The organism is Sediminimonas sp. (assembly GCF_024637375.1).
GTDB lineage: Bacteria > Pseudomonadota > Alphaproteobacteria > Rhodobacterales > Rhodobacteraceae > Sediminimonas.
This window is the reverse complement of the sequence record NZ_JAGXFK010000023.1, coordinates 12,013-27,758: the sequence shown is the minus strand read 5'-3', so window position 1 is coordinate 27,758 and position 15,746 is coordinate 12,013. Positions and strand designations below refer to the sequence as shown.

The window sequence follows — 15,746 nt, the reverse complement described above, 5'->3', positions numbered from 1 at the left end:
TGCGCCTCGGCGGCCCGGTTCAGACAATGCACATGATCGGTGGTCCCTGATCTGTGGACCAGGGCGAAGGGCCCCTCAACGGGGCGTTTCCGCAGCGCCATGTCGCTCGCCAGCCGCGGAAACCAGATCGACAGCAGCCGTCGCGCCATTCCAATGCACGGTCCATATTCCGGTTGTTCCTCTTTTGTTCTTATTAAGACTCCAGCGGTGCAGAGTCGAGTCTCGATCCTCGCTCGCCACCGGCGCGCAATGCCAGCGGGTCTCGGCGGCATTGCTGCCCTGGCCCTCGCGAATCAGCATCAGCCCGGTGGTCCGGCCCGCTTCGGCCGCCAGTTGCAGACGCCGCCCGGCGGTGAGCGAGAGGGGTTTGCCCGGCTCGGCGATGACCAGCCCGACGGCCGGGCTGCGCAGGGATTCCTCGACTGCCCACAAGAGGTTGATCTCGTTCTCCGGGCGGATGACATGCAGCCGCTGCCCCACGCCATCGGGCAGGCCGCGCAGCATGGGCAAGTGGTGCGCACGAGGCGTCAGAACCCAGATCAGGGGGCCGGCATGGCGCGCCGCCTGAAGGAGGGCGAAGGCCTGGCGGCCGCGCCCTTGTGCCTCATGCACGCGCGCCGGGGCCAGCGAGAACAGTTGTTCCTGCGCAGATTCAAGCAGCATCCTCGCGCCCCCCTTCGGCCACGATCTTCAGTAGTCCGTCCGGCAGCGGGCGCAAGGATCGCGCCACTCGGCAAGGGCAGCGGCGCGTCTTGACGTGGTGAAAGGGGCGGCGCCTGATCATCCGGCAAGGTTAGCCCGCCGCCCTGCCCGGCTCAAGCCCGTTTGCCTTGCCTCCCTTTCGATGGCGCTGGCGGTGGTCGCAAGGCGGGCAGGAACCACCCGTCCTGTCAGCACGGCATGCGGGCGCGGATATAGCTATTGACGCCATGACAGAACGAACCGGTCTGGCGCACCCCATGCGATGGGCACAGTTTTTGCCGGATGGGCCGCCCACACCTTGCGCTTATGCGTACAGCGCCTCCAGAATTTCGGCATGAAGCTCCGGTGTCGCGGCTGCCACCACATGACCGTCCGAGCCGAGATGCAGGCGCCCTCCTTGCCAGTCGGTTATGACGCCGCCCGCCCCCTCGGTGACGGGCACCAAAGCCATGAAGTCGTAAGGTTGCAGGTTCATTTCGATCACGGCGTCTATGTGACCCGAAGCCAGCAACCCGTAAGAATAACAATCCCCGCCATAGCGGCGCATGGCAGCCTGGCTGCTGACGCGGTCGAACGCCTTCAGGCCGGCAACATCGAAATTGTCGGGTGAGGTGGTATAGACCAGCGCGTCGGCCAATTTGGTGCAGGTGCTGGTGTGGCAGGCGACACTGTCGAACAGCGTCGCTTCTCCATCGCGGCCGATCCATAGCTCTCCCGTGGGCGGGATCGAGATCACGCCCAGGGTGGGGCGCCCGTCTTCGAGCAATGCGATCAGGGTGCCGAAGGTGGGCATGCCGGTGACAAACGACTTCGTGCCGTCGATCGGGTCAAGAACCCAGACACGCGCGCTGTCGATGTTGCTCGTGCCATGCTCTTCGCCAAGGATCCCGTGATCCGGATAGGTCTTCTCGATCAAGGCGCGCATCGCCGCTTCGATGGCTCTGTCGGCATAGGTGACCGGCGACAGGTCGGCCTTCTGTTCCACTGCGATGTTCTGCCGAAAATGCTCCAATGCCATGGGGCGCGCCAAGTCGGCGAGCATGCACGCGAAACTTGCCAACCCACCGGATTCCGTCCGCTCTGTGCCTGACTGCATGATTTTTCCTCAACTCTGGCTTTATCCGCCCCGCCGGTAGGGGGGACTTGAAAAAACAGTAGACAAAAAGCAAAAAAATGCAAGACTACACAAATATCCCCACATTGCTTGGCCACCATGGCCGGCGACGCGGGCAAAAACAAGAAAAGCGGGCCGTCTGTCTTCCAAGGCCGCAAAAATGGCTTCGGCGCATCGACGGCATGTCGGAGAACGATCAACATGGAGAGGAAATGATGAAAAACTGGATTCACAAAATCGGACTGTCGGCCCTTGCGGCAGGTGCGGCGACAACCGCATCGGCCGGGTCGATCACGGTCTATACCGCGCTCGAGGAAGAAGAAGTCGCAGGGTATGTGGCAGCCGCCGAAAAAGCCCTGCCGGATGTCGAGCTCAACGTCTTGCGGCTATCGACCGGGAAGCTGGGCGCGCGCATTCTGGCCGAGGCCGACAACCCCCAGGCCGATGTCATCTGGGGCTGGGCCGTGACCGCGATGATGGACCCGCGCATCCTGGACATGCTCGAGTCCTACAAAACCGAGGGAGTCGAAGTGCTTGGCGACGCGTTCCGCGACCCGCAGGATCGATGGTTCGCGCCCATCGGCTACATGGGCGCGTTCTGCGTGAACACCGCGCGCCTCGAGGACAAGGGCCTGCCGATGCCCACCAGTTGGAAGGATCTCGAAAACCCTGCCTTCAAGGACGAAATCCTGATGCCTGATCCGAACTCCTCGGGCACGGGCTACCTGCACGTCAACGCCGTTCTGCAATCCATGGGCGATGAGGCCGGCTGGGCGCAGCTCGAAGCCGTGGACCCCAACATGGCGCAATATACTTCGTCAGGGTCGAAGCCGTGCAAGTCGGCGCGCGTGGGCGAATACACCGTCGGAATCTCGCTGGCGTTCACCGCGATGCAATCCATCGAGGAGGGATATCCTCTCGCCATGGTATTTCCCGAAGGCGGCGTCGGCTACGAGCTGGAAGCCTCCGGTCTGATGGCCAGCAGTGACAACAAGGCCGATGCGCGGAAATTCCTCGACTGGACCATGTCGGAAGAAGCCACTGACCTCTACAGCGAGTACAAGGCGCTGATCACCATCCCCGGCGTCAAGAGCAAGGCCGCGACCCCCGAGATGGGGATGCCCGACGACATTGGCGACATCCTTGCCGATGTGGACTTTGCCGCGTCTGCCGATCGGCAGACAGAGGTCAAGAAGACGTGGAAGGAAAAGTTCGGGCGCTGACCCGGATGCGTAGTGCAAGGTGGGATTGCGACGATCCATGCCTTGTGTGGCCGGTGCCAGTATGGCACCGGCCTCTGCAGCCTCGAAAATGAGAAAACCCAAACATGTATCTTACAGCCCGTAACGTTACCAAGCGATTCGGTAGCTTCATCGCGTTGGACAATGTCACGGTCTCCATCGGGCCTGGCGAATTCGTGTGTCTGCTCGGGCCCAGCGGGTGTGGCAAGACAACGCTATTGCGACTGATCGCGGGATTGGCCGACCTGGACGAGGGCGATATTCGCCTGAAGGAGGAAGACCTGTCGCGAACGCCCGCGCGCAAACGCGGGTTCGGCATCGTGTTCCAGTCCTATTCGCTATTCCCGAACATGACGATCGCGGAAAACATCGGCTATGGCCTGAAAATCCGCAACACGCCGGCCGCCGACATCGCCGCGCGGGTCACGGAACTTCTGGAGCTTGTCAAGTTGCCGCAAGCGGCCGACAAGTTTCCCGGGCAGCTTTCGGGTGGACAACAACAACGCATCGCACTGGCACGGGCCATCGCGGTGGAGCCGCGGGTCTTGCTGCTCGATGAGCCGCTGTCGGCGCTCGATGCCAAGGTGCGCGGCGAGCTGCGCAGCGAAATTTCCCATCTGCAGCGCCAACTGGGCATTCCCACCCTCATGGTCACCCATGACCAGGAAGAAGCGCTGGCGCTTGCCGACAAGATCATCTGCATGAACCAGGGCACGGTGGTGCAGACAGGCAGCCCCGAGGATCTGTATAACCGGCCCGCCACGCGTTTCGTGGCCGATTTCATAGGCACAAGCAATCTTGTCGAAACCGCGCGCGTGCGCGAGGTTCAGCCGGACCTTCTGGCCACGCGCCCCGAGGGAGAGGACGCGGCCTACGTCGCCTGTATTCGCCCGGAACACATTATCCTGAATCCCGCTGCCGATGGGCGGGCGACCGTGCGTTCGGTCAGCTTCCTGGGCAACATGTGTCGCGTCGAAGTTGATGACCCCCTCGGCCTGTTGACCGTCGAAACCCATGGAGCGAAGAGCTATCGCGAAGGCGAGGCGGTTGACCTCACCATACCGCGCGAGATGTGCACATGGGTCGCTGACGATATCAGCGAGGGAGCCTCATGATAGCGCGCAAAGGCACCACCACAGGGGGCGGAGCCGCCCGGCGAATTGACGGCGACCAGGTGCTGACATGGATCTGCGTGGGTCTGCCCACGCTCGGGCTGATACTGTTTTTCGTCTATCCGATGGTCATCGTCTTCGTAAGATCGATTACCGATCTCGACGGGGCCTATACCCTTGGAAACTATACCGAGATTCTGAATTCCGCCGGCTTCTGGCGCGCCACCCGCCATTCCATGGTTATGGGGCTCTCGACCATGGTGATCAGTGTGGTTCTGGGCTTCATCATCGCGCACGGACTGCATCGCTGTGCATTTCGGGGGAAGTGGCTGATCAGGGCGGCCATCGTCCTGCCACTTCTGGCGCCATCGCTGGTTCAGGCGCTCGGCCTGATCTTTCTTCTGGGGCGCAACGGGCTGGTCAATCGCTTCCTGGGGCTGGAACTGGACATCTACGGGTTCTGGGGCCTGATGATCGCCAACACCCTCTATGCCCTGCCGCAAGCCGTGATGATCATCGGCGCATCGCTGGTGTTGCTTGATGCACGCGTCTACGAGGCCGCGGAGGTAACCGGCGCGACGCCATCGCAGCAATTCCGGGATCTGACGCTGCCCGCTTCGCGCTTCGGCGTGTTGAATGCCGCTTTCGTGGTGTTCATCATCACCATTACCGATTTCGGTAACGCGGCGGTGATCGGCGGCGACTACTCGGTTCTCGCCACCGAAATCTACGCGCAGGTTATCGGGCAGCGCAATTTCAACATGGGTGCGGTCGTGGGGATCATGCTCCTGCTGCCCACCGTGGCGGCCTATTACATCGAGCGTCAGGCGATGAAACGCCAACAGAGCACGAAAGCCGGGGACACGCAGCCTTTCGTGCCGCGCTTCAGGCCACTGCGCGATCTTCCCATGGCTGGGTTCTGCTTTGCGATATCCGCTGCCATCGTGGCGATCCTCAGCGTTGTCATCTTTGCCAGCTTCGTGCATCTGTGGCCCTACGATTACTCGCTTAGCCTGCGGCACTACGACATCACCCTGGCGGGCGGATATTCGTCGCTCTGGATCACCATTGTCATTTCCCTGATGGCGGCCACCGGGGGAACACTGGCCGTGTTCCTTCTCGGTCTGGGAATGCGTCGTATCAGCGAAAAAATTGCGCGCCCTCTGCAGGTGCTGGCGGCCATGCCCGCCGCCGTGCCGGGCATGGTTCTGGGTCTGGCCTATATTCTAACCTTCAACTCCACCGCGACGCCACTCTACCTGCTCTACGGCACAGCCGCACTGATCGCCATCGTGAACTTCTACCACTATCATACACAGGCTTTCCTGACTGCGATGACCGGCTTTCGGCAACTCCCCGGGGCTTACGAGGAAGCGGCCAGCAGCCTGGGGGCGGGAATGGGGCGCGTTGCCGTCAACGTGATCGCGCCGTTTATCGCGCCGATGCTGATCTCGGTTTTCTTTTTCATTTTCATGCGCTCCATGGTCACGCTCTCGGCTGTCGTGTTTCTCACCACCCCGGAACTCAACGTGGCCGCCGTTACCATCATGCGCCTCGACGATGCCGGGCTTACCTCCCAGGCTGCTGCCTTCTCGACCTGCCTGATGGCTGTAGTCATGGCAGCATTGCTGGGAATGAAGGGGATACTGGCCTATTATCGCCGCAGAAAGCCTTTTGAGACGGCAGGTTAGGTCATCACATGTGGTCCAAGGAACGGCACAAGCGGATCCTGAACGTTTTGGAAACCAACGAACAGGTCAGCGCGACCAACCTTGCCGGCATGCTGGGCGTGTCGCGGGAAACGGTGCGGCGCGACCTGGTTGATCTTGAGGCGGATGGGCTGATCAACCGGGTGCATGGCGGTGCATTGCTGTCGCAGACGCGATCCGAGCCGCCCTTTCGCAAGCGCCAGGACAAACAGATCAGGGCAAAGCGCGAAATCGCCCGCAAGGCCGCCGGCCTTGTGCTGCCGGGACAGACCATTCTCGTGGATGCGGGAACGACCACGTCGGTGTTCGCGCATGAACTGGCGAAGCTCAGCGGCATCACCGTCATCACCAATTCGATTGATATCGCCACCACGATTCAAAGCGTTGGCACGAAAATAGATCTTTTGCTATTGGGCGGCGGCATCATCAGCGATGTGCCGGCCACGTTTGGTGAGCTCACGCTTACGGAAATCCGCCGTTTTCATGTCGATCTGACCTTCGTGGCCCCGGTTGCGCTGGACGGTGAAAAAGGGGCCTTCGACTTTGATCTGCATGAGGCTGCCGTCGCGGGAGCCATGATGGAGCAAGCCAACGAAACCGTGCTTCTGGTCGATCACACCAAACTTGGCCAAATCAGCCGCGTGAAGTATTGCGACCCCGATCAGATCGACGTGCTTGTGACTGACAAATTCGCCCCGGATGCGGTTCTGCGGCCCTTTCAGGGCAGAGGGACGAAGGTCATACTCTGACAGGTCTTTGTCAGAGCAAACCGGCCTGAGACGGGCGGGCGGGCGCCTGGTGTTGCGGCATATCCGAACGCGGCCGGTTCACCGTCAGTTCGTCAATGGTCAGCTCGGATCGCGCCGCAATCCGGCCCTGCATCCGATCCGTGACGTCTGTCAGCTTGCCGCGGCAACAACCGGCCGTGGTGCCTTTCAGAAGGCCAACATGCCAATTTCCCGTGGTGCCGGCCCGAAACGATCCACGCGCACCAGTGACGGCATTCCGCGATCTTCAGATCCGCTTTGCCACCTCTTCGAGCATGACTTCCGTCGCGCCCCCGCCGATCGACTGAACCCGGGCGTCGCGGGTCATTCGTTCGATCGTGCTTCCATGCATGTAGCCGGTCCCGCCATGAAACTGCACGCAATCATACATGACTTCGTTCACCAACTCGCCACAAAGCGCCTTGAGCATGGAGACCTCTTTCACCACGTCTTCACCCGCGGCGTCGCGTGCAGCAGTTGCGTAAACGAACTGGCGGGCGGCGGCGACGCGTGCCGACAGCATCGACAGGCGCTGCCGGATCGCCTGTTTCGACCACAAAGGCGCGCCAAAGGCCTGCCGGGTTTTCACATACTCAAGCGTCAGATCCAGCGCCGCTTGCGCCTCGCCCATCGCCATGGCGCCGAGGACGATGCGCTCGTTCTGGAAGTTCTTCATGATGCCGTAGAAACCTTTCCCCTCTTCTCCCAGGATGTTCTCGGAAGGGATGCGGCAATCCTGGAACGACAGCTCGGCCGTATCCGAAGAACGCCAGCCATGTTTGTCCAGCGCGCGGCTGACGGAAAACCCCGGCGTGCCCTTTTCAACCAGGAAAATGGTGACCGACTGGCTGGCAGGGCCTTGGGCATCGGTCTTGGCCGCGACGCAATAGAGATCGGCATGAACACCGTTCGTTATGAACATCTTGGCGCCGTTCAACACGTAGTCGTCGCCGTCGCGCCGGGCCATGGTGCGGATGCTCTTTACGTCCGACCCCGCGTCGGGTTCGGTAACGGCGACCGCGACGATCTTGCGGCCGGCGATGATATCGGGCATGTACGCCGCCCTCTGCGCGGCGGTGCCGGCATTGTAAAGGTGCACCGATGCCATGTCGGTGTGAACCAGCGCCGTGATCGCAAAGCCGGCATATGTGGAGCGCCCCAGTTCCTCGGCCAGCACGGCGGTTGCGCGCGTGTCCATGGCGCTGCCGCCGTATTCCTCGGGGTAGCGGATGCCAAAGAAGCCAAGATCGCCCATCTGGCGCAGGATGTCGCGCGGGACGCACCCGTCCTTTTCCCATTCGTCGGCAACGGGGTGAACCTTTTCGGCCACGAAACGGCGAACCTGGTCGCGCAGCATCTCGTGTTCTTCGGTCAGGAACAGATGGTGGTTCATCTTGATGTCTCCTCGGGGAGGAATACGGCCAGAATCGCCTTTTTCTCTACCGTTTCTCCGGGTTGATGGGGGGTTTCGCTCAGCACCCCGTCGCAAGGTGCGGCAAGCGTCTGCATGAGCTTCATGGCTTCGATCACGACCACCGGATCGCCTTTGCGCAGCGAGGTGCCGGGCTTGTGCAGCAACTCAACGATCAGGCCGGGCATCGGGGCCCTGATTTCATTTGCCTGGCCGGCGGTGCTGTGCGGCTCCGCGAGGAATGCATCCTCGCCGGTCTCGACCCTTATGGAAAACCGGCCCGCCTCGGTTTGCATCGTCACATCCGCCCCTTGAACGGCGTAGTCGATGGCGTGACGCTGCCCGTCCTGTTCATGGACAAGCCGCCCCGGCGTTACCGAAACGTGGGTGAACCTGTGTGGCGCCTCACCTGCCCGCGCCACGCCGCAGCCATCGGGCGTTTCGCGAACCTCGACCGGTTGCCGATCCAGGTAGTAAACCGCCGTCCCTTGCCGCCCACCCACAGAGACGGATCGCCACGCCCCGAGCGCGTGCCATGGGTCCGCCCCTTGGGACCGATCCGACAAATACCGCGCCAGAACCGCGGTGGCACGCAAAGGGTCGCTCGCAACGGGCGGGCACCAGCCATCGGGGAAAAGGGCGGCAATCGTCCCGGTGTGATGGCTGCCCTCCTGAAACGTCGGCGCGCGCAGGAGATCGGAAAGAAACCCGAGGTTCGTGCCAACCCCGTCCAGGCGCATCTCCGACAGGCCCGCCGTCAGCCTTGCGATAGCGGTCGGGCGATCATCGGCGTGTGCGATCACCTTTGCCAGCATCGAATCGTAGTAGTGCGACACAACGGATCCGGCCTCGACGCCGCTGTCCGTGCGACAGAAATCCGGCACGGCATAGGCTGAAATGGTGCCGGTTTCAGGGCAATAGCCTGCGGCAGGATCCTCGGCGGCAATACGCGCCTCGATGGCCCAGCCGCGGCAGGCAATATCCTTTTGTTGCATGGCAAGGGGCTCGCCCGCCGCCACGCGTAGCTGACACTCGACCAGATCCAGCCCGGTGACCGCCTCTGTCACGGGGTGTTCGACCTGCAGACGGGCATTCATTTCGAGGAAGAAAAAGTCACCGCTGTCATCGTCCAGCAGGTATTCCACCGTGCCGGCGTTCTCATAGCCGATGAAACGCGCGAGCTGCACGGCGCTTGTCAGGATCGCCTGCCGAAGCTCATCCGACAGACCGGGTGCGGGTGCTTCTTCGATGACTTTCTGATGGTTGCGCTGCAACGAACAATCGCGTTCGAACACATGGACGATGTTGCCATGCGCATCGCCCAGCACCTGCACCTCGATATGCCGCGCCTTTTCCACGTAGCGTTCCAGAAGCAGCGTCGAGTCGCCGAATCCGGCTTGCGCCTCTGAGCGTGCGGCGGCAAGTGCGGCGCGCACATCGCCCGGGTCATTGACGACGCGCATGCCCCGGCCGCCACCGCCGGCGCTTGCCTTGACCAGCAGCGGAAACCCGATCTGTTGCGCTTGCGCGCACAGGGTTTCATCGGACTGATCGGCGCCGTCATAGCCCGGCACCACCGGCACGCCGGCGGCAAGGGCCCTGCCCTTGGCCTCGATTTTCGATCCCATCAGGCGGATCACCTCGGCCGGCGGGCCCACGAACCGCAAGCCGGCTGTCGTGCAGGCCTCTGCAAACCCGGCATTCTCGGACAGGAACCCGTAGCCGGGATGCACCGCGTCGGCGCCCGCTTTCAACGCGGTTTCGATGATCTTGCTGCCATCGAGATAGCTTTGCACCGCCTCTGCCGGCCCTACGCGGTAAGCCGCGTCTGCCTCTCGCACATGGGGGGCATTGCGATCGGCATCCGAATAGACGGCGACGGTGCGTATGCCCATGCCGCGGGCCGTGCGGATGATGCGGCGGGCGATCTCGCCCCGATTGGCGACAAGCAGGGTTCGGATCATCATGCCCCCGACCTCCACCGGGGCCGCCGCTTTTCAAGGAAACTGGCGATCCCTTCGCGCCCATCGTCGGAGTCCCAGGCGTCTGCCAGCGCCTCCGAAGTATAGTCTTTCACGGCATCCCTGTCGTGGCTGTCCACGTAGGCGATCAGCCTTTTCGTGGCCGCGACGGCGCTGAGCGACGCCTCCAGATGGGAGGTCACGCAGGTTTCGACCGCCTGATCGAGCGCGCCCGCATCCTCGGTCACCTCGTCCACCAGCCCGATAGCGCAGGCCCGTTCGGCCCCGAACAACGCCCCCGACAGCATCACCGAGCGCGCCCGCGCCGCGCCAATCCGGGCGACGACATAGGGCGAAATGTTTGCCGGGATGAGCCCCAGCCGCACTTCGGTCAGGCCAAAGCGGGCCGACTGCACCGCCACAGCGACATCGCAGACCGAAATCATGCCGGCCCCGCCCCCATAGGCGGCGCCGTTGATCCGCCCGACAAGCGGCTTGGGCAGTTGATCCAGCGCGTGCAGCATCTCGGCCAGCGCGCTGCTCTCGGCGATGCGCCCGGCGCGATCACGCGACAGTGTTTCGCGAAACCACCCGATATCGCCCCCGGCACAAAAGCTCCTGCCGGCGCCGGTCAGAACCACCACCCGAACGCTGTCGTCCTGCGACAGTTTCAGCGCAACCGCGTGCAACTCGGCAATCAGCGTCCGGTTCAGCGCGTTGTGGCTTTCAGGCCGGTTCATGGTGACCGTGGCGACACCGCGTTCGTCCATATCCAGCGTCAGTGTTTGGTAAGTCATGGCGTTGTCCTCACATCCGAAATACAGGGGTGTGCCCGCGCGGTTCCGGTCGGCTCAGGACAAGCCACAGGCATAGCGCAACAACCTCGCGCGTCTGTTCCGGCGCGATCAGGCCATCATCCCATAGCCGGGACGTGGCATAGTAGGGATCGCTCTGTTCGGCATACTGGGCGCGGGTGCGTGCCTCGATCCCGTCGAGTTCCTCTTCGGATGCCTCCGGCAGGCTGAAATTGTTGCGCCGCAGTTCCAACAGAACGTTCGACGCGATATCGGCGGACATCGTGGCAACCTTGGCTGTCGGCCACGCAAACAGGAAATCCGGCCGGAAACCCCGCCCGCACATGCCGTAGTTGCCCGCCCCGTAAGAGCCGCCGACAACGACCGTCAGTCGCGGCACACGCGCGGTTGCCATCGCATAGACCATCTTGGCGCTGTTCTTGGCGATACCGCCGCGCTCGGCCTCGGACCCCACCATGAACCCGGTGATGTTTTGCAGGAATAGAAGCGGGATACCCCTTTGGTCGCACATGGAAATGAAGTGCGCGGCCTTGAGCGCGCTTTCCGACAACAGCGCGCCATTGTTGCCCAGTATTCCGACCGTCATGCCGTGAATCCGTGCCGTGGCACAGACCAGGGTCTCGCCCCAACTGGGTTTGAACTCCTGGAAATCCCCGCCATCAACCAGTCGCAACAACAGCTCGCGCACGTCATAGGGGGTTTTCGCATCCGCGCTGATGATGCCTGCAATCTCGGATGCCGGGTTGCTTGGCGGCACGACGTCGTCGGCCGAAACCGATTCACGCTCGAGGTTCACATCGCGCAGCAACCTGCGCGCGAGTGCCAGCCCTTCATCTTCCGTTTCGGCCAGATGATCCGAAACACCGGACACGGTTGTGTGCATCTCGGCCCCGCCCAGGGCTTCGCCATCGATGTCTTCGTTGATCGCGACCTTGACGATCGACGGCCCACCAAGATGGATGCGCGCGTTTCCGCGCACCATGATAACCTGGTCGGACAGCGCCGGGATATAGGCCCCGCCCGCCGTGCATCCGCCGAACACGACCGAAATCTGCGGCAGCCCCTGCGCCGACATCCTGCATTGCCGAAAGAACGCGTTGCCGAAATGATCACGGTCGGGAAACACCCTGTCCTGTTCCGGCAGATAGGCGCCGCCGCAATCCACCAGATAGAGACACGGCAGCCGGTTGGCTTCGGCAATCTCCTGTGCGCGCAGATGTTTCTTGACGGTCTCGGGGAAAAAGCTGCCGCCCTTTACCGTCGCGTCGTTGGCGATGACCATGACCGGCTGACCATGAACGATGCCGACCCCGGTGACGATTCCGGCCGCGTTCACATCGCCCCCGTACTGGCCCCATGCGGCCAGCGGCGACAGCTCAAGCAAGGCCGTGCCCGGGTCGATCACCCGATCGATCCGGTCACGCACAAGAAGCTTGCCTCTTTCGCCATGTCGCTGGCGCAATTTCTCTGTGCCACCGCTGACGACTTTTGCCATGCGTGTGTGAAGCTCGGAAAGCAACGTGTCATTGGCCGCCCGGTTTTCTTCGAACTCGGTACTCTGCGTCTGAACTTTCGTTTGAAAACCGGTCATGTGCAGCGCTCCGCGAAAATCCCGTTGGCCAGCATGTCGGCGTAACGGTTTGCCAACTCGGTGATGTCCCCGAGTTCAGGATCGAACCATTCCAGCGTCGCGTTCAGCGCCCCGATCAACATCAACCGAAAGCTGCGAATATCGACATCGTTCCGCAACTGTCCCTGGCTCTTCAGATCACCCAGGAAACCGTCCCACAGCGCCTCGTATCTGCGGCGAACTTCGAGGGTGCTGTGCTGCACCGACGGAGGAACCTGCCGAAAGATACGAACATTGGCAGATGTAAAGGAACTGTATTCCAGAAGCGCATGCAGGTGCCCGGCTATTGCATGCCGAAACCTGTCGGACGCCGACACATCCACCGAGCTTTCCCGCAGGGCCGCGGCAACCGCCGCATGAACCTTCTCGATACCCATGTTCAGCACCTCGGTGAGGATCTGATCTTTTGACGAAAAATGGTAGTAGAGGCTTCCCGCCTTCATATCGCAGCTCTCCGCGATCTTTCGCATCGACACCCCGGCATACCCATGCTGGCAGAACAGGCCGGCCGAGGTGCTCAGAACCCGGTCGCGCGTTGTGTCGGATTGAAGTCCTTCTTTCGTCATTCCCGAATCCACATCATTTCTAACAAACGTTAGGCAGGTATGGTTCTGCCTGTCAAGCAACGACCCATTGGCCTCGCTCGCGCCCTCGTCGTGGCAGCAGGCCAGAAGAAACCCCGGGGAAGATCGCGAGCCCATCCGACCCCGCTTTCGCGCGCTTGTTCTTGCGGCCGGCGCCGCCATGGAGTGAACGGAAACGGGCGATGGATGTCTCAGGGATGAGCGCCGCTTACGCGCCGAAGAGCCAAAGAACCAGCGGGATGGTGGCGATTGCGGCAAGGGTTTGCGAGGTCACGATCCCTGCCATCAGCGTTCCGTCGCCGTTCAGTTGCCGTGTCAGGACATAGGATGTCGGCGCCGTGGGGATTGCTGCAAAGACCACAAGCACCAATGCTTCGACCCCGTTCAGGCCAAAGGCGCGGGCGATCAACGCGGCCAGCAAAGGCATGAACAAAAGACGCAGCGCGCCGGTCCCGACGAGGGTGAGGATATCAAGCCGCATGGCGAGGGGTTGCAGCGCCGCGCCCACGCAGAGAAGGCCCAAAGGCAGGCTTCCCTGTGCCAGAAAACCCAGGAATCGCCCGGTTCCGAACGGCAGGCCAACGCCTGTCAGTGCCAGCGCAATCCCCGCGAGACAGGCCAGGATCAACGGGTTGCGCAGGATGGTGCGCAACAGGATCAGCGGCGCGCGCATGCTTCCCGCATCGGACAGCGCCATGATCGACAAGACGTTGACCAAAGGCACCGCGACAGCAAGGTAAAGTGCCGCGCGTTCGATCCCGGGTGATCCCGCCAGCGTGGCAAGAATTGCAAGGCCCAGATAGGTGTTGAACCGAATGGTGCCTTGCAGCACCGGGCCAAAGCGGGCCGCGGCAACGGGATGGAACAGGCGAGCAAGCGAAACGCCTCCTGCGGCGAGCGCAATGATGGTGACCGCCGCTCCACCCAGGCCGATAACCTCCGGGTCGCTCACGGGCGCATTGGCAAGGCTGCTCAGGAGCAGGGCAGGAAAGAGGAGGAAATAGTTCAGCCTCTCAGCCGCAGCCCAGAACCCGGGGTCGGGAAATCCCCGCCGGGCCAGGATGAAGCCAAGACAGATCAGGGCGAAAATGGGCCAGATGGTGAACAAGAGCATTCAACGCCCTGTTTTCTCGATTGGTTCGCCGCCCGGTTCGGCCTGGTCATGGCCACAGGCTACGACGTCGCCCTGCCCCACTCAAGCCCATCGCGTTGACACCTTCCCACGAAAAAACATGCGAGTTTCGACCTCATCTCGGCATGCTCTGTGTCTGCCAGCCGATTGGCTGCTCAATCCAGGGCGTCATGACCGATCGCCTCGCAACCCGACAGGTCTGATCCGCCAACGCCCTCCACACCCTTCGCAAGATCGCGCAGCGCGCTGCGAAGACCTTCCTCCAGGACAGGATGATAGAACGGCATGGCCAGCATGTCCGCCACCGTCATCCGCTGTTCGATTGCGAGCGCCAGAAGATGCGCCAGGTGTTCGGCGGCGGGCACGCACATTTCGGCGGCCAGCAGGTGCCCGGTGTCGCGCCTGGCATGAATGCGCAGCACCCCTGCTGCGGTTTGCGCCATGCGCGCCCGCGCCTGTTGCGAGAAATCCGCCGCACCCGTGGCGATGGCGTCTACATCCAAATCCGACAGCGGCGCCCCCACCCGCGCCACTTGGGGCGAGGAAAACACGATCGACAGCGGCGTGCGTCGACACAACCCTTCGTTTGCGGCATCCGGCGCGGCCATGCGCCCGGCGATATGCCCCTCGTCCGCGGCCTCGTGCAGAAGCGGGCGATATGCGTTCGCGTCACCGACAAGGAATACCGGCAGATCGCCGATGCGCAGCGTGTCGGGATCGACCTCGGGCATTCCCTTGTCATCGAGCGGCACGTCCAGCGTCTCAAGCCCGAGATCGTCGATATTGGGGCGCCGCCCCATCGCGGCCAGAACGACATCGGCCTCGAAGCCGCCGCCTGCGCCGGTTACGCGGATCGTCTTTCCCGCGTCTTCGAGCTCGGCCGGCGCGCCGAGATGCAGCGCGATCTCGGCCTCGATCAGCGGGTGGAAGGCTGCCATAACCTCCCGATCATCAATGCCTGCCACCCCCTCGATCGCGTCAAAGCCAGCAACATCCAAGCCAAGCCGGGCCAGCGCCTGCGCGATCTCGACCCCGATCGCGCCCATGCCGACCACCGCGATGCGGCGCGGCAGGTCGGTCTGTTCGAACAGGCTGTCGGTGGTCAGGATTCGATCCGAGAATTCGCGCCAGGGCCCGGGCACCACGGGGCTGCTGCCCGGCGCCAGGATGATCGCGCGTGCCTCGACCGTCTTGCCGTTGACCTCCAGCCGTCCGGGCCCCAGAAGCCGCGCCCGGCCCGAAACGGCCCGCTCGCCCAGCTTTTCTGGCACAGATTCCGGCCCCTTCATGAAGTCGTCGCGCATCTTGCGCACCCGGGCGAGCACGGTCGGGATGTCGGCACGCAAGCCTCCGGCCCCCTGGATGCCGAACGCGTCGAAGGTGCCGCGCCGGTGAAGCGCGTTCGCCGCCTCGATCAACGCCTTCGACGGCATGCAGCCGACGGCGGCGCAGGTAGTGCCCCAGTGGCCGTCATTGACCAGCAGGAAATCGTCGGTGTAGCGACGCACCTCGCGCAGAGCCGAAAGCCCCGCGCTGCCCGCGCCCACAATGACGGTATCGACCTTCAT

The 15,746-nt window shown here is 62.7% G+C and carries 13 protein-coding genes; 4 read left to right on the top strand and 9 right to left on the bottom strand.

Annotated features, from left to right (window positions below; translation table 11 throughout):
- Positions 1-75: 75 nt before the first annotated feature.
- Together Q0L89_RS03320 and hisN are read right to left on the bottom strand one after the other, a co-directional pair.
- Complete coding sequence (locus Q0L89_RS03320; protein WP_296762535.1) at positions 76-663, bottom strand: hypothetical protein; 588 nt, start codon at positions 661-663, stop codon at positions 76-78.
- A gap of 343 nt (positions 664-1,006) precedes the next feature.
- Complete coding sequence (gene hisN / locus Q0L89_RS03315; RefSeq protein WP_296762534.1) at positions 1,007-1,798, bottom strand: histidinol-phosphatase; 792 nt, start codon at positions 1,796-1,798, stop codon at positions 1,007-1,009.
- A gap of 233 nt (positions 1,799-2,031) precedes the next feature.
- On the opposite strand from hisN, the gene Q0L89_RS03310 reads away from it, so the two are divergent.
- The 4 genes from Q0L89_RS03310 to Q0L89_RS03295 all read left to right on the top strand — a co-directional run bounded on the left by Q0L89_RS03310 (position 2,032) and on the right by Q0L89_RS03295 (position 6,627).
- Positions 2,032-3,039: an ABC transporter substrate-binding protein gene (locus Q0L89_RS03310; RefSeq protein WP_296762533.1), complete on the top strand. Its 1,008-nt coding sequence runs from the start codon at positions 2,032-2,034 to the stop codon at positions 3,037-3,039.
- Positions 3,040-3,143: 104 nt separating this feature from the next.
- Positions 3,144-4,172 (top strand): ATP-binding cassette domain-containing protein, encoded by a 1,029-nt coding sequence (locus Q0L89_RS03305; RefSeq protein ID WP_296762532.1) that lies wholly within the window; start codon positions 3,144-3,146, stop codon positions 4,170-4,172.
- The gene (locus Q0L89_RS03300; protein ID WP_296762531.1) at positions 4,169-5,860 is read left to right on the top strand and encodes an ABC transporter permease subunit; all 1,692 of its coding nucleotides are present in this window, start codon (positions 4,169-4,171) and stop codon (positions 5,858-5,860) included. Before Q0L89_RS03305 ends, Q0L89_RS03300 begins: the two co-directional genes overlap by 4 nt.
- A gap of 8 nt (positions 5,861-5,868) precedes the next feature.
- Positions 5,869-6,627 (top strand): DeoR/GlpR family DNA-binding transcription regulator, encoded by a 759-nt coding sequence (locus tag Q0L89_RS03295; RefSeq protein WP_296762530.1) that lies wholly within the window; start codon positions 5,869-5,871, stop codon positions 6,625-6,627.
- A 265-nt stretch (positions 6,628-6,892) separates the two neighbouring features.
- Here the strand turns inward: Q0L89_RS03295 and Q0L89_RS03290 are convergent, their stop codons facing one another.
- The 7 genes from Q0L89_RS03290 to Q0L89_RS03260 form a co-directional block, all read right to left on the bottom strand.
- Positions 6,893-8,038: an acyl-CoA dehydrogenase family protein gene (locus Q0L89_RS03290; RefSeq protein ID WP_296762528.1), complete on the bottom strand. Its 1,146-nt coding sequence runs from the start codon at positions 8,036-8,038 to the stop codon at positions 6,893-6,895.
- A complete protein-coding gene (locus Q0L89_RS03285; RefSeq protein ID WP_296762526.1) occupies positions 8,035-10,023 on the bottom strand; it encodes a biotin carboxylase N-terminal domain-containing protein in 1,989 nt (662 codons plus the stop codon). The genes Q0L89_RS03290 and Q0L89_RS03285 overlap by 4 nt, the downstream gene beginning before the upstream one ends.
- A complete protein-coding gene (locus Q0L89_RS03280; protein WP_296762524.1) occupies positions 10,020-10,814 on the bottom strand; it encodes a crotonase/enoyl-CoA hydratase family protein in 795 nt (264 codons plus the stop codon). The genes Q0L89_RS03285 and Q0L89_RS03280 overlap by 4 nt, the downstream gene beginning before the upstream one ends.
- 10 nt (positions 10,815-10,824) lie before the next feature.
- On the bottom strand, positions 10,825-12,423 hold the full coding sequence (locus Q0L89_RS03275; protein WP_296762522.1) for a carboxyl transferase domain-containing protein: 1,599 nt from the start codon (positions 12,421-12,423) through the stop codon (positions 10,825-10,827).
- Positions 12,420-13,028, bottom strand: coding sequence for a TetR/AcrR family transcriptional regulator (locus Q0L89_RS03270; protein WP_296762520.1), 609 nt, complete (start codon positions 13,026-13,028; stop codon positions 12,420-12,422). Before Q0L89_RS03270 ends, Q0L89_RS03275 begins: the two co-directional genes overlap by 4 nt.
- Before the next feature lie 226 nt (positions 13,029-13,254).
- On the bottom strand, positions 13,255-14,160 hold the full coding sequence (locus tag Q0L89_RS03265) for an AEC family transporter (protein ID WP_296762518.1): 906 nt from the start codon (positions 14,158-14,160) through the stop codon (positions 13,255-13,257).
- 173 nt (positions 14,161-14,333) lie between these two features.
- Positions 14,334-15,746, bottom strand: coding sequence for a dihydrolipoyl dehydrogenase (locus Q0L89_RS03260; protein WP_296762516.1), 1,413 nt, complete (start codon positions 15,744-15,746; stop codon positions 14,334-14,336).